Origin of the sequence: Lacticaseibacillus kribbianus (assembly GCF_020180945.1) — a bacterium.
GTDB classification, from domain to species: Bacteria; Bacillota; Bacilli; order Lactobacillales; family Lactobacillaceae; genus Lacticaseibacillus; species Lacticaseibacillus kribbianus.
This window is the reverse complement of the sequence record NZ_JAIPUL010000001.1, coordinates 1,425,190-1,445,696: the sequence shown is the minus strand read 5'-3', so window position 1 is coordinate 1,445,696 and position 20,507 is coordinate 1,425,190. Positions and strand designations below refer to the sequence as shown.

Annotated in this window: 18 protein-coding genes and 2 tRNA genes; 16 read left to right on the top strand and 4 right to left on the bottom strand. The window is 63.1% G+C overall.

Annotated elements, in window-relative coordinates; translation table 11 throughout:
- Window positions 1-356 precede the first annotated feature (356 nt).
- The 12 genes from LE416_RS06910 (at window position 357) to LE416_RS06855 (ending at window position 14,698) form a co-directional block, all read left to right on the top strand.
- A complete protein-coding gene (locus LE416_RS06910; RefSeq protein ID WP_225047722.1) occupies window positions 357-1,169 on the top strand; it encodes a metallophosphoesterase in 813 nt (270 codons plus the stop codon).
- Window positions 1,170-1,232: 63 nt separating this feature from the next.
- A tRNA-Tyr gene (locus LE416_RS06905) sits at window positions 1,233-1,313 on the top strand.
- A 595-nt stretch (window positions 1,314-1,908) separates the two neighbouring features.
- A complete protein-coding gene (proC, locus tag LE416_RS06900; protein ID WP_225047721.1) occupies window positions 1,909-2,706 on the top strand; it encodes a pyrroline-5-carboxylate reductase in 798 nt (265 codons plus the stop codon).
- 83 nt (window positions 2,707-2,789) lie between these two features.
- Complete coding sequence (locus LE416_RS06895) at window positions 2,790-3,491, top strand: GntR family transcriptional regulator (protein ID WP_225047720.1); 702 nt, start codon at window positions 2,790-2,792, stop codon at window positions 3,489-3,491.
- A 359-nt stretch (window positions 3,492-3,850) separates the two neighbouring features.
- The gene (locus LE416_RS06890; RefSeq protein WP_225047719.1) at window positions 3,851-5,311 is read left to right on the top strand and encodes a nicotinate phosphoribosyltransferase; all 1,461 of its coding nucleotides are present in this window, start codon (window positions 3,851-3,853) and stop codon (window positions 5,309-5,311) included.
- 120 nt (window positions 5,312-5,431) lie between these two features.
- A complete protein-coding gene (gene nadE, locus LE416_RS06885; protein ID WP_225047718.1) occupies window positions 5,432-6,262 on the top strand; it encodes an ammonia-dependent NAD(+) synthetase in 831 nt (276 codons plus the stop codon).
- A gap of 815 nt (window positions 6,263-7,077) precedes the next feature.
- Window positions 7,078-9,735: a cation-translocating P-type ATPase gene (locus LE416_RS06880; protein WP_241864933.1), complete on the top strand. Its 2,658-nt coding sequence runs from the start codon at window positions 7,078-7,080 to the stop codon at window positions 9,733-9,735.
- A 53-nt stretch (window positions 9,736-9,788) separates the two neighbouring features.
- Entirely contained in the window at window positions 9,789-10,226 is a 438-nt protein-coding gene (locus LE416_RS06875) for a hypothetical protein (protein ID WP_225047717.1), read from the top strand.
- Between the two features lie 986 nt (window positions 10,227-11,212).
- Window positions 11,213-12,214 carry a tryptophan ABC transporter substrate-binding protein gene (gene trpX / locus LE416_RS06870; protein WP_225047716.1) on the top strand — a complete coding sequence of 334 codons (1,002 nt, stop codon included), beginning with the start codon at window positions 11,213-11,215 and terminating at the stop codon, window positions 12,212-12,214.
- Window positions 12,211-13,110 carry an ABC transporter permease gene (locus tag LE416_RS06865; protein ID WP_225047715.1) on the top strand — a complete coding sequence of 300 codons (900 nt, stop codon included), beginning with the start codon at window positions 12,211-12,213 and terminating at the stop codon, window positions 13,108-13,110. The genes trpX and LE416_RS06865 overlap by 4 nt, the downstream gene beginning before the upstream one ends.
- On the top strand, window positions 13,103-13,861 hold the full coding sequence (locus LE416_RS06860) for an ABC transporter ATP-binding protein (protein ID WP_225047714.1): 759 nt from the start codon (window positions 13,103-13,105) through the stop codon (window positions 13,859-13,861). The genes LE416_RS06865 and LE416_RS06860 overlap by 8 nt, the downstream gene beginning before the upstream one ends.
- A 381-nt stretch (window positions 13,862-14,242) precedes the next feature.
- Complete coding sequence (locus LE416_RS06855; protein ID WP_225047713.1) at window positions 14,243-14,698, top strand: SprT family protein; 456 nt, start codon at window positions 14,243-14,245, stop codon at window positions 14,696-14,698.
- Window positions 14,699-14,817: 119 nt separating this feature from the next.
- Here the strand turns inward: LE416_RS06855 and LE416_RS06850 are convergent, their stop codons facing one another.
- Together LE416_RS06850 and LE416_RS06845 are read right to left on the bottom strand one after the other, a co-directional pair.
- Complete coding sequence (locus LE416_RS06850) at window positions 14,818-15,279, bottom strand: GNAT family N-acetyltransferase (RefSeq protein WP_225047712.1); 462 nt, start codon at window positions 15,277-15,279, stop codon at window positions 14,818-14,820.
- 9 nt (window positions 15,280-15,288) lie between these two features.
- Window positions 15,289-15,903, bottom strand: coding sequence for an ECF transporter S component (locus LE416_RS06845; RefSeq protein ID WP_225047711.1), 615 nt, complete (start codon window positions 15,901-15,903; stop codon window positions 15,289-15,291).
- A 203-nt stretch (window positions 15,904-16,106) separates the two neighbouring features.
- Between LE416_RS06845 and LE416_RS06840 the strand changes: the two genes are divergently transcribed.
- A tRNA-Leu gene (locus LE416_RS06840) sits at window positions 16,107-16,191 on the top strand.
- Between the two features lie 237 nt (window positions 16,192-16,428).
- Here the strand turns inward: LE416_RS06840 and LE416_RS06835 are convergent.
- Both LE416_RS06835 and LE416_RS06830 read right to left on the bottom strand, forming a co-directional pair.
- Complete coding sequence (locus tag LE416_RS06835; RefSeq protein WP_225047710.1) at window positions 16,429-17,655, bottom strand: MFS transporter; 1,227 nt, start codon at window positions 17,653-17,655, stop codon at window positions 16,429-16,431.
- A 161-nt stretch (window positions 17,656-17,816) separates the two neighbouring features.
- The gene (locus LE416_RS06830) at window positions 17,817-18,446 is read right to left on the bottom strand and encodes a 23S rRNA (guanine(1835)-N(2))-methyltransferase RlmG (RefSeq protein ID WP_225047709.1); all 630 of its coding nucleotides are present in this window, start codon (window positions 18,444-18,446) and stop codon (window positions 17,817-17,819) included.
- A gap of 313 nt (window positions 18,447-18,759) precedes the next feature.
- Here LE416_RS06830 and LE416_RS06825 point away from each other — a divergent pair, with 313 nt between their 5' ends.
- From LE416_RS06825 to LE416_RS06815, 3 genes are all read left to right on the top strand, one after another.
- Window positions 18,760-18,960 carry a cold-shock protein gene (locus LE416_RS06825; protein WP_225047708.1) on the top strand — a complete coding sequence of 67 codons (201 nt, stop codon included), beginning with the start codon at window positions 18,760-18,762 and terminating at the stop codon, window positions 18,958-18,960.
- Window positions 18,961-19,181: 221 nt separating this feature from the next.
- Window positions 19,182-19,610: a MarR family winged helix-turn-helix transcriptional regulator gene (locus LE416_RS06820; protein ID WP_225047707.1), complete on the top strand. Its 429-nt coding sequence runs from the start codon at window positions 19,182-19,184 to the stop codon at window positions 19,608-19,610.
- A complete protein-coding gene (locus LE416_RS06815) occupies window positions 19,603-20,463 on the top strand; it encodes an NmrA family NAD(P)-binding protein (RefSeq protein ID WP_225047706.1) in 861 nt (286 codons plus the stop codon). The genes LE416_RS06820 and LE416_RS06815 overlap by 8 nt, the downstream gene beginning before the upstream one ends.
- Window positions 20,464-20,507 lie beyond the last annotated feature (44 nt).

Genomic DNA, 20,507 nt, shown 5'->3' with positions numbered 1-20,507 from the left:
CAGACGCGTCACGACTTCCGGCTCCGGGCCAAGGCGGCGGAACGCGTGGGGCTCTCCTGAGCCCAAAATGCGGTCTCAGGACCCGCCCTTGCAGTAAGCCGGCCAAACCCGCCGGCTAACTGCAATTTCACGCTGGCACGCCTTGGCCCTGCGCCTCCAGCCGCGACGCGTCCGGGACTCCGCCCTGTACAGTGTTTGAATCGTAACTTGTGCCACTCGCGGAGGACGGGGACGGCACACCATCCGCGATATCGTTTCGTCAATCCAGGGTCAGGCCCATTAGTGCCTGGCTCTTTTTGTGCGCAAGGAAGCCGTCAGAGGCGGCGTGGTATACTGGAGAAAAAAGGAGGGACGCCATGAGACTCGCCTTCAGTGTGGACAACCACGTCGATGTCAACCGGCTCGACGCCGCGGCGGTGGCGGCGCAGCAGGCGGCCTACCTGACCGAGCAGGGGATCGACTACTACATCAACGCCGGGGACACCTTCAACGACTTTGGCAAGACCCGCGACTTTTTCCACCACCTGGCCGCGCTTGCACCTCACACTGTCGTCCGCTTCCTGGCCGGCAACCACGACCTCGTGCAGGGCATCGACTACGCGACGGCGCAGGGGCCCGCCGACCCGCTGTACCTCCACGAGCGGACGCTGGCGGTGCCGGGCACCGACACGGTGATCATCGGCAACAACGGCTGGTACGACTACACGCTGGCGCCCGTCGACCTAGGCAAAACGCCGGCGGAGTTCGCGCAGTGGAAGCGCGCGTACTGGATCGATGGCGCGATTCCCCAGCCTGTCAGCGACCAGGCGCGCATGAATCGCGTGCTGGCCACCACCGAGGCGGCGCTTGACGCCAGCGCCGGCAAGCGCGTCATCTACGTCACGCATTTCGTGCCGACGCCGCTTTTGATGGTGTACGCGCCGGACCACCCGCGCTGGCAGATGGCCACGGCGGTGATGGGCTCGGCCCGCCTCGGTCAGCTGTTGGAAAGCCGGCGCGTGGCGGACGTCGTGTTCGGCCACCTGCACCGCCGCGACGCCCCGCTGACGGTGGGGCAGACGACCTACTGGCACCGGCCGATGGGCTACGGCATCGCGCGGCTGAACGAGTGGGCGACGCCCGACTGGTTCACGGAGTGGCGCCGGACGCTGGTGGTGCTGCAGGCGTAAAAAAGCGTTGCATTTTGCTGCGGTATCTTGTATATTATTAAACGTTGATTCGATCAACGTTTCGGAGGATTAGCGAAGAGGCTAAACGCGACGGACTGTAAATCCGTTCCTTCGGGTTCCTAGGTTCGAATCCTAGATCCTCCATCGAACGGCTTGCTGCGGCAGGCCTTTTTTTGTGCCAGAGTGGAGAACCGCGGGCTTAGCGGGACGGGTAGCCTAGCCAAGGCGGTTGGGCCGCACTTTGGCCCGAACACCTTGGCGTAGCTAACCGCTCCCGCGTTGCGGTTCGCAGCTCGAGGAGGCCAGAGCGGAGCAAGGCGAACTTAGGCGACCGGGCAGCGTAGGGCCGGCGCTTGGGCCGCACTTTGACCCGAGTGCTGGCCCTAGCTGGACGCGTCGCCGTTGCCTTGCGCAGCTCGAGGAGACCAGAGCGGAGCGGGGCGCTCTTAGCAGGCCGCATAGCGTAGCGCCGGCGCTTGGGGCGCACTTTGCCCCGAGTGCCGGTGCTAGCTATGCGAGCCCGCGTTGCCCCGCGCAGCTCGACGGTGCCAGAGCGGGCCGACTGGTAACCGGACTACCCACAATGAAGTGACGTTCTGCCGCTCACTTGTCGCAGTCCAGACCGCGACGCGTCTGTCGCCGCCACCACCACGCAATTTTTCTAATTGGTATTGCCCAGAGGTGGTTGACCTGAACCGGCGCCGCTGCTAGGCTAGAGAAAACACGAGGGAGCATGATTATGAAAATTGGTTTCATCGGGGCCGGCAACATGGCGCAGGCCATCATCGCCGGGCTGCTGCAGGCCGGCACGGTCGCAAAGTCGGACATCATTATCCACGGCGGCACGCCGGCGCACTACGAGGCGTTCGCGGCGGAAAGCGGTGTGCTGACCGCCGCGAACAACGCGGCCGTGGTTGCGGCAAGCGACGTCGTGGTGCTTGCGGTCAAGCCGCAGCTGGCCAGCGACATCATCGCCGAGATCCAGCCGGCGCTTGCAACCAAGCGGCCCGTTCTGGTGTCGTTGATGACCGGCGTGTCGATCCTCCAGATTGAAGGGTACCTCGGCACCAAGGACTACCCGCTGGTGCGCACGATGCCCAACCTCAACGTCGCCATCGACGCGGGGATGACGGCCTACGCCGCCAACCCGGCCGCCGAACAGGTGCTGCCGCAGGTCGTCGGCCTGTTCGACGCGCTCGGCGAGACGATTCCCTTGGCCGAGGCGCATTTTTCCACCTTCGTCGCGCTGGCCGGCTCCAGCCCCGCGTTCGTCTACCTGTTCATCGACGCGCTGAGCCGCGCCGGGGTGAAGTACGGCCTGACCAAGGACGCGGCGACCAAAATCGCGGCGCAGGCGGTGCTGGGCTCCGGCGCGATGGTGCTGCAGAGCCCGGAGAGCCCGTTCAACCTGATCGACAAGGTCTCAAGCCCCGGCGGCTCGACCGTGGCGGGCCTGTTGGCGATGGAGGCGGGCGGCTTCATGTCCGCCGTGGTCGCCGGCGTGGACGCGACGATCGCCAAGGATCAGGAGGAATAGCCTTTAATTTGCGCGAGGGCTTGCTTTTTCGGTCTATACCAGTTATGGTGGTAGGGAAACGGTAACCAGGAAGGACGACGACTTTGGAATCTCCAATCTATATTCAAATTCACAACCAGATTCGACAGGAAATCGAGGCGGGCAAGTGGCAGATCGGCGATCGCATTCCAAGCGAGCGCGACCTGGCGCTGACCTTTAACGTGTCGCGCATGACGCTGCGCCAGGCGATCCAGACCCTGGTCGACGAGGGCATCCTCGAGCGCCGCATCGGGGCCGGGACCTTCGTGGCCAACCAGAAGGTCCAGGAGAAGGTCAGCGGCGTGACCAGCTTCACTGACATCATGCTGGCGCAGGGCAAGACCCCGTCGAGCAAAACGATTTCCTACCACATCGCCAAGCCGTCCCTCTCCGAAAGCGAGAAGCTGCAGCTGGCCGACGGCGCCCAGGTGCTGCGCATGGAGCGGATTCGCTACGCCGACGCGGTGCCGATCAGCTTCGAGGTCGCAACCGTGCCGTACGAGCTCGTGAAGGACTTCTCCAAGAGTGAGGTGACCAAGTCCTTCTACCACGCGCTGGAGAAAAAGGGCGGCTACCACCTCGGCGGCGCGACCCAGACCGTCAGCGCTCAGGTGGCCTCCGAGCGCATCGCGGACTACTTGGACATCAAGCGCGGCTCCGCGATTCTGCGCCTGCGCCAGGTGTCCCTGCTCCAGGACGGCCGCCCGTTCGAGTACGTGCGCACCCAGTACGTCGGCGAGCGCTTCGAGTTCTACCTGGAACGTTAGGCTCGGGCTCCGGGCCGATTGACCCACCGGGTGTTACCTAGCCGACCACAACTTAGACAGTCATCTGGCGTGCCGCTTGCGGCACGCCTTTTTGCTGGGTGCGGGCTTACGGGTGGCCGTGCGCGCCGGTTTGCGCAAACGGCCGTCGCCGCCGGCTGCCACGGTGCCCGCAACGGGCGCCGGTCGGCCCGCGCCGTGCCACTGGTCAGCCTAGCACCGGCCCCGCGGCACCGGCCCTAGCGCGTGTCACGACACGGATTGAGCGAATTGCGCGCGTTCTTGCTGAAAGTCTGGTATAATTCAACGTAATTGGTGAAATCATTCACGCGAATAGGCACCGAAAAAGGAGAATTTTTGGCATGACTTATGAAGATGACAGCTTAGTCCTTCATACCGACTTTTACGAGCTGAACATGATGTACACGTACTGGCAGCAGGGGATTGCGGAGCGCAACGCGGTGTTCGAGGTTTACTTCCGCGACTTGCCGTTCGGCAGCGGCTTTGCCGTGTTCGCCGGGCTGGAGCACGTGGTTGACTACCTCAACCAGCTGACCTTTACTAAGAGCGACCTGGCCTACCTGAAGGAAACCACGGACTACCCGGAGGCGTTCCTGGATTACCTGCGCGACTTCAAGTTCACCTGCAGCGTGCGCTCGGCCGTCGAAGGCGACCTGGTCTTCAACAACGAGCCGATCCTGCAGGTCGAGGGGCCGCTGGCGCAGGGCCAGCTGGTCGAAACCGCGGTGCTGAACATGATCAACTACCAGACGCTGGTCGCGACCAAGGCCGCCCGTATCCGTGCGGTGGTCGGCAACGACCCGCTGATGGAGTTTGGCACCCGGCGCGCGCAGGAAACCGAAGCGGCGATCTGGGGCACCCGGGCGGCCTTCATCGGCGGCTTCAACGCGACGTCCAACGTCCGCGCCGGCAAGCTGTTCGGCATTCCGATCTCCGGCACCCACGCGCATGCTTTGGTGCAGGCCTACCGCGATGATTACACCGCCTTCAAGGCCTACGCCGAGGCCAATCGCGACGTCGTTTTCCTCGTGGACACCTACGACACGCTCAAGTCCGGCGTGCCAGCCGCCATTCGCGTGGCCAAGGAGATGGGCGACCGCATCAACTTCCAGGGCGTGCGCATCGACTCCGGCGACATGGCGTACATCTCCAAGCGCGTGCGCCAGCAGCTCGACGAGGCCGGCTTCACCGAGACCAAGATTGTGGCCTCCAACGACCTGGACGAGCACACCATCCAAAACCTCAAGATGCAGGGCGCCAAGATCGACACCTGGGGCGTCGGCACCAAGGTGATCACCGCCTACGACCACCCGGCCCTGGGCGCGGTCTACAAGCTGGTCGCCATCGAGGACGAAGGCGGCGCGATGGTCGACACCATCAAGCTGTCCAGCAACGCCGAGAAGGTCTCGACCCCGGGCAAAAAGCAGGTGTGGCGCATCACGCGCCGCAGCAACGGCAAGTCCGAGGGGGATTACATCTCCCTGTTCGACGAGGACATCAAGGACCTAGACGAGCTGTACATGTTCCACCCGAGCTACACCTACATCAACAAGACCGTGACGGACTTCAACGCGCGGCCGGTGCTGCGGAACATTTTCGACCACGGCGAGCAGGTTTACAAGCTGCCGACGCTTGAGGCGATTCGCGCGTTTTGCATGCAAAGCGTCGACTCGCTGTGGGACGAGTACACTCGCGTCTTGAACCCGCAGGAGTACCCGGTGGACCTGTCGCAGGCGCTTTGGGACAACAAGATGAACCTGATCAAGCACATCCGCACCAAGGTCGCCAAGGGCAAGTTGTAAACTCAAAAGTCTGCCGGCGACGGCAGGCTTTTTGCGCGCAATGTCAGCTAAGCTTGCAGGAATGCTGGGCGAATCCCGGCGCTTGCGGTATGCTGAAGGCAAAAATTCGGGAGGCAACACATGAGTTCAACACAAGAAGCAATCATCAAGGCACTGGGCGTGGCGCCGACCATCGACCCGCAGGCGGAAATTCGCCGCAGCGTGGACTTCCTCAAGGCGTACATCCAGCACTACCCGTTCCTCAAGACCTACGTGCTGGGCATCTCCGGCGGCCAGGACTCGACTTTGGCGGGCACGCTGGCCGAGATCGCGATGACCGAGCTGCGGGCGGAAACCGGCGACGACGGCTACCGCTTCATCGCGGTGCGGCTGCCGTACGGTGAGCAGGCGGACGAGGCCGACGCGATGGCGGCGATCGCCTTCATGAAGGCCGACGACACGGTCCGCGTGAACATCAAGGCCTCGGTCGACGCGATAGTGGCCGCGGTCACCGCGACCGGCATCACCGTCACCGACTTCAACAAGGGCAACATCAAGGCGCGCGCCCGCATGATCGCCCAGTACGCGATCGCCGCGGCGCAAAACGGCGCGGTGATCGGCACCGACCACGCGGCCGAGGCCGTCACCGGCTTTTACACCAAGTTCGGCGACGGCGGCGCCGACCTGACGCCGCTGTCCCGCCTGGACAAGCGGCAGGGCGCCGCGATGCTCAAAACGCTTGGGGCGCCTGCACACCTCTACCAGAAGGCGCCGACCGCCGACCTCGAGGAGGACCGCCCGGCGCTGCCCGACGAGGTCGCGCTCGGCGTCTCCTACAAGGACATCGACGACTACCTGGAGGGCCGCACCGTCTCCGCCCACGCGGCAGCCACCATCGAGGGCTGGTACAAGAAGTCCGCCCACAAGCGCCACCTTCCCATCACCGTCTTCGACGACTTCTGGAAGAAGTAGGGGGGCGGCCGGGCGACGGCGGGGACGGGCCACTGCCTCCGGCTCCGGGCCAAGGCGGCGGAACGCGTGGGGCTCTCTGGAGCCGAAGTGCGGTCTCCAGAACCGCCCTTGCTGTAAGCGGACAAAGACCATCCGCTAACAGCAATTTCACGCTGGCTCGCCTTGGCCCGGAGCCTCCAGCAGTGGCGCGTCCGCGCCGTCGCCCTACATCGCGGGTTGCCATCCATCGGGCGCTCGATGTTACACGGCGAGCGCGTGAGCTTATGCGGCTGCGTGGAATCCGACTGGGTCAGGATATGCACAAGACCGCGTCACGACCTGACTGTCCGATCATACCTGTACATCAGTGTCCTGTGGCGCATAGCGCGAATAGTGAACCAAGACTGTGGCGAGACCACTGTGTAGGGCGGAGACGCGGACGCGATGGCGCTGGAGGTCCCGGTTCGGGGCGAGCCAGCGTGACATTGCTGTTAATCGGCGGTCTGTGCCGATTTACAGCAAGGGCGGGTCGCAAGACCGGGCTTTGGGCTTGCGGGAGCCCCACGCGTTCCGCCGCCCCGAACCGGGACCGGAAGTGCCATCTCGTCCCCGCCGCAGCCCGGCTTGGCCGCAATTGCCGCTTGTCAGGCGATGGCTGAGCCGGTATACTGATGATAGACATAAGGGAGTAACACGCGGCGAATGCCGTGGTAGTGCCACCAGCTAGGCGAATATTCTGGCGCTGCCTTAATCTGTGAGACTTATGACCTGCCTGTTTGGGCGGCCGTAAGTCTCTTTTTTTCCCGCCACTCCCGTCAATCGAAGGAGGAATTCAATTGACCCAACGACCTGTGTACGCCCAGACCGACGCGGAGGTGCTTACCGCGGTTGACGTCGACCCCAAGCGCGGCCTAACGCCTCAGCAGGCGGCCGAGCGCCTGGCGCAAAACGGCCCGAACGCCCTGGCCAAGGGGGAGAAAAAGACCCTGGTTCAGCGCTTTTTGGCCCAGTTCAAGGACTTCATGATCATTGTGCTGCTGGTCGCCGCGCTGGTGGCCGGCGTCGTGGTCCACGAGTGGGCCGACGCCGGCATCATCCTGGCCGTCGTGCTGCTCAACGCGGTCTTCGGCGTGTTCCAGGAGAGCAAGGCCGAGGAGGCAATCGATGCCTTAGCCGAGATGGCGACGCCCAACGCGCACGTGCGCCGCGGCGGCGCCGTCGAGACCATCGCAAGCCCCGACCTGGTGATCGGCGACATCGTGCTGCTGGAGGCCGGCGACGTGGTGCCGGCCGACCTGCGCCTGCTCGAGTCCGCCAACCTGAAGGCCGAGGAGTCCGCTTTGACCGGCGAGTCGGTGCCGGTGGAGAAAACCACCGCGCCGCTTGACGGCACGGACGTGGGCATCGGCGACCGCACCAACATGGCCTTCATGAACGCCAACATCACCTACGGCCGCGGGGTCGGGGTGGTGGTCGCGACGGGGATGCAGACGGAGGTCGGTCGCATCGCCGGCATGATCAACGCGGCCGAGGAGACCACGACGCCGCTGCAGGAGAACCTCAAGCAGCTGGGCAAGTCGCTGACGCTGATGATCCTGGTGATCGCGGCCATCGTGTTCGGCGTCGGCCTGTGGCGCCAGGCGGCCAGCCTGCCCGAGATGTTTTTGACCGCAATCTCCCTGGCCGTGGCCGCGATTCCCGAGGGGCTGCCGGCCATCGTCACCATCATCCTGGCGCTGGGCACGCAGAAGATGGCCAAGAGAAACGCCCTGGTGCGCAAGCTGCCGGCCGTTGAGACGCTGGGCTCCACCGACATCATCGCCTCGGACAAAACCGGGACGCTGACGCAAAACAAGATGACCGTCGAGAAGGTCTACTACGACGGGGCGCTGCACGACGCCGCAAGCGGCATCCAGGGCGGCAACCGCATGATGACCATCATGAACTTCGCCAACGACACCAAAATCCAAGAGGACGGCGTGATGCTCGGCGACCCAACCGAAACGGCGCTGGTGGCTTACGGCCAGACCCAGGGCTTCGATCTGGCGGCCGCCCTGACCGCGACGCCGCGCGTCGCCGAGGTGCCGTTCGACTCCGAGCGCAAGCTGATGAGCACCGTCCACCAGCTTGAGGACGGGCGCTTCCTGGTTGCGACCAAGGGCGCGCCGGACCAGCTGCTGCGCCGCGTGACCGGGATCGCGACCGGCGACGCGGTGGCGCCGATCGAAGACGCCGACCGCGACGCCATTTTGGCCGCCAACACCGGCATGGCCAAGCAGGCGCTGCGCGTGTTGATGATGGCCTACAAGGTGGTGGACGCCATGCCGGCCACCATCGACTCGGCGAGCGTCGAAAACGAGCTGATCTTCGCCGGCCTGGTCGGCATGATCGACCCGGAGCGGCCGGAAGCCGCCAAGGCGGTGGCCGAGGCCAAGGCCGCCGGCATCCGCCCGATGATGATCACCGGTGACCACCAGGACACCGCCGAGGCCATCGCCGTGCGCCTAGGCATCATCGACGCAGGCGAGGACGACGCCGTGATCACCGGCGCGCAGCTCGATGCGCAGTCCGATGAGGAGTTCGCCAAGAACGTCACCAAGTACAGCGTGTACGCCCGCGTGGCGCCGGAGCACAAGGTCCGCATCGTCAACGCCTGGCAGAAGCGCGGCAAGGTGGTCGCGATGACCGGCGACGGCGTGAACGACGCGCCGGCGCTCAAGGCTGCCGACATCGGCATCGGCATGGGCATCACCGGCACGGAGGTCTCCAAGGGCGCGTCCGACATGGTCCTGGCCGACGACAACTTCTCGACCATCGTCGTGGCCGTGGAGGAGGGCCGCAAGGTTTTCTCCAACATTCAAAAAAGCATTCAGTACCTCCTGTCGGCCAACCTGGGCGAGGTCTTGACCCTGTTCATGATGACCATGCTGGGCTGGGACCTGCTGGCACCGGTGCATATCCTGTGGATCAACCTGGTCACCGACACCTTCCCGGCCATCGCGCTTGGGGTGGAGCCGACCGAGCCGGGCATCATGAAGCAAAAGCCGCGCGGCCGCAAGTCCAACTTCTTCTCCGGCGGCGTCGGCCAGGCCGTGATCTGGCAGGGGCTGCTTGAGGGCGCGCTGACGCTTGGCGTCTACTTCGTCGGCATCACCTGGCCGGTTCACACCGGCAGCGCGGCAATCCACGCCGATGCGCTGACGATGGCGTACGCGACGCTGGGCCTGATCCAGCTGTTCCACGCCTTCAACGTCAAGTCGATCCACCAGAGCCTGTTCACCGTCGGCGCCTTCCGCAACAAGGCGTTCAACTGGGCAATCCTCGCGTCCTTCCTGCTTTTGGCCGTCACCATCCTCGTGCCAGGCTTCAACGGGCTGTTCCACGTGACCAGCCTCGACTGGCACCAGTGGGCGACCGTGCTCGGCGCCGGCGTTGCGATCATCGTGATTGTCGAGCTGGTGAAATTGGCTTTACGTCTGCGCAAAAACAAGTAAACTAGAACTAGACTGCCCCGCGGCAACGCGGGGCATTATTTTTGGAGGTCAACATGAACAAGAATCAAGTGAAAATGGTCCGTTACGGTCAACTGGTCAACAAGGTGATCGAAGACACCGAAGCCGTGCAGGAGACGATGAGCCCGAAGTTCCAGGTGCTCAAGGACGCAATCGTCGCCGGCACCATCGCCGACGTCGCGGAGGCCGATTACGAAGACACGTTGAAGAGCTTCACGGAGGGCACCGCCCAGTACCAGGGCTTCTTGACCAAGCTGCAGGGCGTCTCCGCCCCGGCCCGCCTGATGGGCAACCACAAGCTGCTGTGCGGTGCGTACGCCGAGTTCGTCGCCGGCTGCGAGGCGATGGTCACCTCCCTGCACAACGCCCCGGCCCAGCTGGACGAGGCCGCCTTCAGCGCCGCCGAGGCCGACCAGGACGTCGCCACCGACAAGCTGATGCACTACCTGCAAAAGATCTCGGCGCTGATCTAGCTTTGGTGGGGGTGGCCGGGCACCGGGGCCGGCAGGTCGCGGCTTCCGGCTCCGGGCCAGGGCGGCGGAACGCGTGGGGCTCCCCTGAGCCCGAAGTGCGGTCTCAGGACCCGCCCTTGCTGTAAGCTGGCCAAGTCCGCCAGCTAACAGCAATGTCACGCTGGCTCGCCCTGGCCCTCCGCCTCCAGCCGCGCCCGGCCGGCGCCGGCGCCCTACACAGTGGGGGACGGCGACTCGGCGCGGGATGCAGCATTCATCGCGGCTGCGGGAACTTCTTGGCTGACGTGTCGATGGACCGGTGATGCACCGTTGGATTAGTTGAGGAACGGTTGGCGCTCCTGTGCCTGGCCTTGGCAAGACTGCCGAGAACTGTTGATAATCGTGGCCTCCGATTCGAAGGCTTACGACCGTCTGACGCGCGTTGCCCACTCCGCCAAATAACCGTGCATTGCTGTGTAGGGCGGAGGCGCGGACGCGATGGCGCTGGAGGTCCCGGTTCGGGGCGAGCCAGCGTGACATTGCAGTTAGCAGGCGGTTTTGGCCTGCTTACTGCAAGGGCGGTTCTGGAGACCGCACTTCGGCTCCAGAGAGCCCCACGCGTTCCGCCGCCCCGAACCGGGACCGGAAGTGCCATCTCGTCCCCGCCGTAGCCCGGCCCCACCCACAACAGAAGTTTTTTCGCCGCCAGGGTTGACAACGCTTGCGGCAGGCATTATCGTAAGACACAAGAACTGATTGAGGAGGAAGCAGACATGACTAAGGTATCTACTGTCATCAAGAGCTGGCAAAGCTAACAGTAGGTAGGTTGTCGCGACACAACCTGCCAGACGCGCAGGTTGTGTCTATGTTGGCTTCCATTTTGTCCGCATAGACACCCATATACTGGGGCTATGCGGACTTTTGTGTTTTTCGGCAGATCTTCGCATTGCGGGGACCTGCCATTTTTTGTTGGAACACAAACCTCACACATTAGGGAGAAAATTATCATGAAAAGAATGATTGCACTCGTTGTTGCACTGCTCGCCTTCATCGGCATCGCGTACGCCGTCACCAGCCACAACGACGCCAAGCCGGCGACCAAAAAAGAGGTGCCGACCGTCGGCATCCTGCAGATGATGAGCCACCCGGCCCTCGACCAGATTCACAAGGGCATCCTGAAGGGCCTCAAGGATGAGGGCTACAAAGTCGGCAAGGACGTCAAGATCGACTTCCAAAACGCCGAAAACGATCAGAGCAACATGAAGACCATGTCCGAGCGCTTCGTCAACGAGAAGGCGGACGTCGTCGTCGGCATCGCGACCCCGGCCGCGCAGGCGCTGGCCAACGCGACCAAGAAGACCCCGATCATCCTCGGCGCCATCACCGATCCCAAGGGTGCCAAGCTGGTCAAGAGCAACACCAAGCCCGGTGGCAACATCACCGGCGTCTCCGACCAGGCCCCGATCGATGCCCAGCTGAAGCTGATCCGGCAGCTGATGCCCAAGGCCAAGGTGCTGGGCGTGATCGCCACCTCCAGCGACGACTCCGCGCAGACGCAGGCCAAGATGGTCGATGAAAAGGCCGCCAAGTACGGCTTCACCGTCAAGGACTTCGGCATCAGCTCCACTAACGACCTGAACCAGGTGGCCGGCGAGATGGCCAGCCAAGTCGACGCCGTGTTCGTCCCGACCGACAACACCATCGCAAGCGCGATGCAGACGCTGGTCGCCGCGACCAACGCCAAGAAGATCCCCGTTTTCCCAACCGTTGACACGATGGTCAAGGACGGCGGGCTGGCCACGATCGGCCTGAACCAGTTCCACCTGGGCGTCTCGACTGGTAAAATGGTAGCGGCCGCGCTCAAGGGCAAGAAGCCGGCCACCACGCCGATCCACTTCGAAACCACCGGCGACCTGGTCGTCAACCTCAAGGTGGCCAAGAAGCTGGGCATCACGATTCCCGACAGCGTGGTTACTAAGGCAGAAAAGAACGGAGAAGTGATCAAATGAGCTTAGGCGTTTCCGCCATCGGGCAGGGCCTGTTGTACGGCCTGCTGGGCGTCGGGTTGTTCCTGACGTTTCGCATTCTAGATTTCCCGGACATGACCGTTGAGGGTACGTTTCCCTTCGGGGCCGCGGTGGCGGTGTCCGCCATCACCCACGGGATTCACCCGCTGGTGGCAACGCTGCTTGCGCTGCTCGCCGGAATGCTGGCGGGCCTGACCACCGGCCTGTTGTCCACCAAGGGCCACATTCCGGTGCTTCTGGCCGGCATTCTGGTGATGACCGGGCTGTTCTCCATCAACCTGCGCGTGATGGGGCGGGCGAACCTGTCGCTGCTCAACCAGCGCAACCTGTTCGACACGCCGTTCCTGAAGTCCCTGCCGGTGTACTCGGACAGCGTCGTGGTCGGCGCCATCGTCTGCGCCGTGGTCGTCGCGCTCTTAATCGGTTTTCTCAACACACAGCTGGGGCAGGGCTTCATCGCCGCCGGGGATAACCCGACCATGGCGCGGAGCCTGGGCATCAACCCGGCCCACCAGCAGGTGCTCGGGCTGATGCTCGGCAACGGGCTGATCGGCCTGTCCGGCGGCCTGATCGCCCAAAACAACGGCTACGCGGACGTGAACATGGGCATCGGCGTCATCGTCATCGGCCTGGCCGCAATCATCATCGGCGAGGTGGTGTTCGGCCAGCTCAGCCTGAGCCAGCGCCTGATCGCCACGGTGCTCGGCAGCGTGCTGTACCGCTTCGTGCTGCTGATTGTGCTGAAGCTCGGGTTCGCCCCGGACGACCTGAAGGTGATCTCCGCGGTGGTTTTGGCCATCGCCATCGCCGTGCCGCAAGTCGAGTCGCGCCTGCGCATTCGCCGGGTGCTGAGGAATGGGGTGACCAACAATGGCTGATGTGCAGCTGCAACTGAGTCACGTGCAGGTCAACGTCGCGGTCGGCGAAGAAGTGCGGCCGCTTCTGACCGACATCTCGCTTGACGTCGCGCCCGGCGATTTCGTCACCGTGCTCGGCAACAACGGCGCCGGCAAGTCCACGCTGTTCAACGCGATCACCGGCGACAAGCCGCTGGCCGGCGGCACCATCACGCTGGCCGGCACCGAGATTTCCCGCATGGCCCCGGAAAAACGCGCCCGCCTGATCGCCCGCGTGTTCCAGGACCCGAAGATGGGCACCGCGCCGCGCATGAGCGTCGCCGAAAACCTCGCCCTGGCGACCCGCCGCGGGCAGCGCCTGACGCTGGGCTCGCGCAAGCTGCGCCAGCAGCTGCCCGAGTTCCAGAAGCTGGCGGCCCAGACCGGCAACGGCCTCGACAAGGCGCTGGACAAGCCGACCGAGCAGCTGTCGGGCGGCCAGCGCCAGGCGCTGAGCCTCCTGATGGCCACCATGCGCCAGCCCGAGCTCCTGCTTTTGGACGAGCACACCGCGGCGCTTGACCCGCACACCAGCGCCTCAATCATGGCGCTGACGGAGCAGATCGTCGCGCGCGAGAAGCTGACCTGCCTGATGATCACCCACCAGCTGGAGGACGCGCTGAAATACGGCAACCGCCTGATCGTGCTGGACGCCGGCCGCATCGTCGCCGACTACGACCGCGCGGCCAAGGCCAAGCTGACCCAGGCCGACCTGCTCCAGTACTTCGGCTAGACGCCTGCCAAAAAACGACCGGGAGCGGCCGTTTTTTGCGTTCCAGAGCGGAGCGGGGCGCGTGTAGGACACCGGGCTCCGGCGCTAACAGGGCACTGCTTCCGGCTCCGGGCCGGGGCGGCGGAACGCGTGGGGCTCTCCTGAGCCCAAAGTGCGGTCTCAGGACCCGCCCTTGCTGTAAATCGGCAAAGCCCGCCGATTAACAGCAATTTCACGCTGGCTCGCCCCGGCCCTCCGCCTCCAGCAGTGTCCTGTGCGCGCCTCCGCCCTACATGGCGGTTGCCCAGTGGTTACGCGGTCATTGCGGTGGGGGCTGTGATGTGGATTCCTCGCACGATTGGGCAGGTTGATCGGCGGGCCATTGCCAGAATAGGAGCAAACATGACGAATCAAGATTTGCAAGCGCTGGTGGCGGCGGTGTCGACGGAGTGGTTCCACCGGCCGTTCACCAACCGCGCGAGCTTCAACAACCGGCTGCGCACCACCGGCGGGCGAATGCTTTTGGCGACCGAGAACCTCGAGTTCAACCCCAAGGTCTTCGAAGCGGGGGACGAGGCGGTGCGCCTGGGCATCATCAAGCACGAACTGTGCCACTACCACCTGCACCAGCTCCACCGCGGGTTTCGCCACCGCGACGCGGACTTTCGGGCGCTTCTGCAGCAGGTCGGCGGGCTGCGGTTCACGCCGCAGCTGACGCCGCCCGCGCCGCCGCGCTACCTGTACGTCTGCACGGGGTGCGGCACGCCATACCCGCGCAAGCGGCGCATCGACCTGCGGCGCCTGCGCTGCGGCAAGTGCGGTCAGCGGCTGCGGCTGGTGGCGACGAACGGCAAGTAGTTTACTTAATAAAACAAGGCGTCCGGCCCGGATTTCCGTAGTGGAAAATCCGAGCCGGACGCCTGATTTGTGTGTGTGCGTCGGTGCTGGCTTGGCTTGGCGGGGCGCTGCGGACGCGGCTACGGCAGCCGGCGCAGCGTCAGGTTGGCGGTGGTGAAGCCCAGGCTCGCGTAGAACTGGCGGGCGGCCAGGTTGTCGCCGAGCACGTCCAGCTGGAGGAACTCCAGGTCGTGGGCGGTCTGCCACGCGGTCACGGCGTCGACCAGCGCGCGGCCGACGCCGCCGCGCCGGGCCGCGGGCGCGACATACAGCGCCGGGACGTAGGCGAAGCGGTGGGCGACGGCCTCGGCCTCCACACCCGTGGACGCTGTGACCACCAGCGCGAAGCCGAGCAGCGTGCCGTTTTCCACGGCGACGAGGACCGCGCTGGCGGGATCTTGGATGTAGTCGCGAAACATCGCGACGTCCGGCTCGCGCAGCGGCCGCAGCGTGAGCGGCGAAATCAGCGCCATCTCCCGGGTCAGCGCCAAGTAGGCGTTGGCCACGGCCGGGGCGTCCTCAACGGTAGCAGTTCGAATCATGACAGCCTCCTAGCGCCGGCGACGGCGCTTGACGTCGCCCAGCACGGACCCGAGAATCGGCGTGACCACCGCGGCCATCGCCGACTCGGCCACCGCGTTGATGGCGAATGCGATGATCAGCAGCCACCCGAGGTTCTGGGCGTTGGCGCCCGGCACCACCGCGGTGGCCCGGCTGGCGAAAAACAGCCAGGTGAAGCCGATCACGAGCAGCGTGTTGGTCAGCGCCCCGCAGATGCCGGCGAGGCTCATGCCGATCAGCGCCCCGCGCCGCGTCTGGAAGCGGCGGGTGAACGCGGCGAAGACCAGAGCGGCGACGACGCCGACCGCCACGCGCGGCAGAATCGCGATCACCGGGTTTTGAAACAGCAGCAGGGTCATCGGGTCCGTCGCGCCGGTGTAGGCCTTAATCAGGCTGATGGCGCCCCACAGAAGCCCGAGCCCCGCGCCGCCGCGCACGCCGAGCAGCACGCCGCCGAGGATCACGGTGAGGTGGATGGTGGAGATGGCCGGCCACATCGGAAAGATGCGGATGTAGCCGATCATCGGAATGTAGGCCTGCAGGATGATCAGCGCGCCGAACACGCCGAGCACGCTGATCATGTAGGATGAATTCTTGTGTGTCATGCGGCACCTCCGTGTTTGCCAAAATTGTAGCAGACCGGGCCGGGTTTGGCGAGTGGCGAACGTGACGGAATTATTCGGCGGAGTGTCGCGTGGCAGTCCGAGCCTCCTGCCCGGGGATGTCGATTATGTCGGGAGAATTATTACGAAAGGCGTTGACATTAGTCCGCGTACCTAATATACTATTTCTTGTGCTTATGACACATGCGGGCATGGCGGAACTGGTAGACGCGCAAGATTAAGGATCTTGTGGGCATTGCGCCCGTGGAAGTTCGAGTCTTCTTGCCCGCATCGCATGGCCCTCAACCGAGATGGTTGAGGGCCTTTTTGTTACCCAGAGCGGAGCACGGCGATGACCAGAGCGGAGAACCGCGGGCTTAGCGGGACGACCTCGCGTAGCAAGCCGCTCCCGCGTTGCAGTTCGGAGCTCGACGATGACCAGAGCGGAGTGTGGCGGCACCTTGGCACTAACACAACAGCCCCGTGCCAATTCGGCACGGGGCTGTTCGCATCACGCATCAGTCTGGTTCAGGCTTCTCCCGGCAGCTTCAGCACGGTGGCCGCCACGCTCGCCGCGGCGAAGACCACGCCGATGACCAAAAGCACCGCCTGGGCGCTGATGCCGATGAACAGCGAGACGATGGCCGGGCCCAGCAGGTTGCTGAGACCGGAGCCCAGGTTTAGCGCCGTCACGCCGGTTTCCAGGTCGTGGGGCAGGAGGCTGGGGATGATTGCCGACAGCGGGCAGAAGCCGGCCATGCCGACCGCGTAGGCCAAAAGGGGCAGGTACAGGGCCAGTTGGTTGTGGCCCAGCAGCGGCGGCAGCAGGAGCAGGCTGAACGCGCTCAGCGCGCAGAAGGTGCCGGAGAAGGCCACGACCGTTTTGCGCCAGCCGATGCGGTCGCCGATCCAGCCGAACAGGTAGTCCAGGGGGATGTTGACGGCGTTGGCCACGCTCCACGCGATCAGCCACTCGCTGAGGGAAAACCCGTAGTGCGCGAGGTACACGGGCACCACGATGACGAAGCCGAACTTGCCGATGTCGTTGGTGCCCTTGACCAGGACACCGACGCCGAGGCGCCAGTTGCCAGCGATGGTGCGCAGCTGCTGCCACAGCACCTCCAGCAGGTTGGTGTCCGGCGCGTTTTTGGCCAGGCGGTCGCGGTTGATCAGCAGCGCGAGCGCCGCGCCCAGCAGCACGAACAGCAGGCCGCTCCAGATCACGTTCACCTCACCGATGCGCGGCATCAGGGCGTTGGCGACCAGCGGCCCGACGATGACGAAGCCGAGGGCAAAAAAGATCCAGAACCAAGACACCGCCTGGCCGAGCGTCGCCTTGGCCGCGCGGTAGTTGACCCACACCAGGAAGGAGTAGGCGAACAGCGGGTAGGCCGCCCCGCGCAGCGCGTAGAGCACGAGCAGCCCCCAGGCGCTGTGCGCGGGCAGCGCCCACAGCAAAAGCGGCACGGTCGCAGCCAGCGAGGTCGCGGTGCCCAGCCACATCATGCCGCGCACGCCGAGCATCCGCGTCCCGACGCCGCTCAGGCACGCGGCGACGGTGACCACCAGCCCGTAGCAGGTGAAGACGGTGCTGACGAAGGACGCGGCGAAGCCTTGGTGGATCAGGTAGGTGGAAAACCAGCTCTGCTCAATCGAGGTGCCGAGGATAAAGAAGAACAGGCCGACAAAGCCCCACACAATCTGGTGGGGCAGCCCGATGCGGTCGAGGCGGGCTTGAAAGGTGGATGTAGTCATTCGTTAATCTCCAGTATTAATCGGAATGTAAACGCTGCTAACTCTAACAAAAAAGCCCCGCGCATTCAAGCGTGGGGCGGTGGTGAATTCAATGTTTGGGCGCGGGTGGCAACCGGGCCGAACGCGCCGCGTGTCAGCGGGGCGCTGGTTGGTCGGTGGCGTCAGTCCATCTTGGCGATGGCCTTGGCCAGCGCCTGGGCCTGCACCGTCACCGTCTGCAGGTTGGCCGTGACGATTTCGGCCTGCTGCGCCAGGGTGCTGTCGAACTGGTTGAGCCGCGTCAGCGCCGTGTCGATGTCGTCTTGGCTGTCGGCCTCCGACACATCCTTGAAAAACACGCTTTCCGCCTCGGCCAGCTCCTTGTAGTAGGCATCGTAGGTCTTGTGGTCGAGCTTGGCCAGCTTCAGCCCGTTCAGCGCGTCGGTCAAGGCCGCCGCGGGCAGGTTCGCGTTGGTCTGCGTGCGGGCCTTGATCAGCACCGTGGTCGCGTCCTCGATGGCCTTTTGCGCCGTCTCGAGCTTCTGGTACGCGGCCTCGCGCTTGGCGATCAGCTTGGCGACGCTGCCGGTGCTCTTGAAGTCGCGGGCCGGGTTGGCCGCGTACGCCTTTTGGAAGGTGGAGGGGAATGCCGTGGCGGTGTCCGTCATCGTGTCGAGCGCCTTGTTCTCCGTGGCGACCTGCGTCAGGATGGTCTGCGTGGCGTCTTTCATCTGCGCCTTTTGGTCGAACACCCTGGCGGAACAGCCCACCAGAACGAACAGACTGGCGAGTAGGATTGCGATTCTCTTCATGACGAGCCCCCCTTGATTGCTTTAATCGTAGCTGATTTGGCGGGGAAATGCTAGCACTCACCAATCAAAAATAAAAACGCCACCATTCTGCCGCTCGCGCCGCACATGGACACATAGTATCTGGAATTGGGCCGAAACCGCACGCCAAATATTAAAAATTTGATACGAAGGCCCCAAACTTGAAGGGATTTGCCGATGGTGTTAGAATTCAGGAGTGCTTTTTGATGGGCGCGGTCGGGGCAGTTTCAACATGGCCGCGCCATCAAGGGCTGCAATTATCAATTCGCGCTTGGCGCAAGGAGGAAGTTCACTCATGGAACACGGCACAGTTAAATGGTTCAACGCAGAAAAAGGTTACGGCTTCATCACCCGCGAGGACGGGTCTGATGTCTTCGTTCACTTCTCTGCCATCCAAGGCGACGGCTACAAGACGCTTGACGAAGGTCAGGCCGTAACGTTCGAAGTTGAGCAAAGCGACCGCGGCCCACAGGCGGTCAACGTCAACAAAGCCTAATCCGCCATCAAGGCCTTGGCCGGGGAAACCCGGCCTTTTTTGATCCGCCGACGAATTGACACTCTGATGGCAGGTTTCTGGCTGAGTTTGACGATCGTGTTCTTCGAGGATCTGCATGGAAAGCCGTGGTCGCTGCTGACCACGGCTTTTGTTTGCAGTCGTATATCTGATGTACTATACTAAACTAGACATTAGATATACTAAAAAGGGGGGCACCCGATTTGGATGAAATAGCTAGTGCTTCAGAACAGATCTCATTGTTTTGTCGCCTGAACGTTAATGCAAAAGTTGATTTACCGATCCGCTCGAGTGAAATGGGCATGTTGATCTACTTATGCCAAAAAGATGCGCAAGCGACGCCGATGGCAGTGGCGGACTATTTCCAAGTCACCAAGGCCATGGCCACGAACATGGCGACGGCGTTGGTGAAACAAGGTTATTTGCAAAAAGTCCCATCAAAAACCGATCGGCGGCAAAAATACTTGGTTCCAACTGACCAGGCGAGAGCCCTAGTGGCGACGACGTACCAGCAATATTATCAATCGGTGCAGTTGATCAAAGCGAAACTCGGCGATGCGCAATTCGACCAGCTCATCCACAGCTTGGCGCTGGCCAATCAAGTGCTATTGGAGGCAAAACGCGATGAGTAAGATTTTGATCACTGGGGCATCAGGCAATGTGGGTCAGTATGTGGCCAAGTATGCGTTGCAGCATGGCGCCGATATCAGAGTTGCCGGCCGCAGCGTTGAGAAATTGCGTGGGCAATTCGGCCAACAAGTTGACTGCGTGGCCTTTGATTTTAGTGATCCCAGCAGCTTTGATGCGGCGCTTCAAGGTGTCGACCGCGTGTTTTTAATGCGACCGCCATATATGGGCAAGCCAGAAGACTTACAACCGTTTATCGAAGCGATGGCGGCAGGCGGCCATATTAAGCTGGTCAGTTTTCTCTCGTTGATCGGCATCGAGCATAACCCAATACCACCGCATCATAAAATTGAAAAGTATATCGAACAAGCCGGATTGCCGTATTGTCATATTCGGCCCAGTTTCTTCATGCAAAATCTCAGCGGGGTGCACGCTTTTGAGATCAAGTATTTCAATCGCATCGTGGTGCCAGTCAAACAAGCACTGACCAGCTTCATTGATGCAGAAGATGTCGGGGAGCTGACCTCTACCGTGTTGATGCATCCAGAAAAGCACACCAATCAGGCCTATGCGATCACTGGGGCAGAGGCGCTGAATTACGTTCAAGTGGCAGGTATTCTCAGTGATGTGCTTGGCCGCACGATTACGTACGCAGATCCCGCGCCACGCTTAGCCAAGCAGTATTGGATTAATGTGCGCGGATTAGATCCCGAATACTCCAAGGTGATGGGGATGCTTTACATGATGACGCGCATGGGGACTGCCAAGCAGACCACGGCGACCTTTGAACAAGTCATGGGCAAACAGCCACAAACCTTCAGACAGTTTGCCGAGAAGAATATTGCCGCTTGGCAGTAAAGCCGAGACTCATCTTTTTTGCACTTCGGAGCCCGACGGCCAGA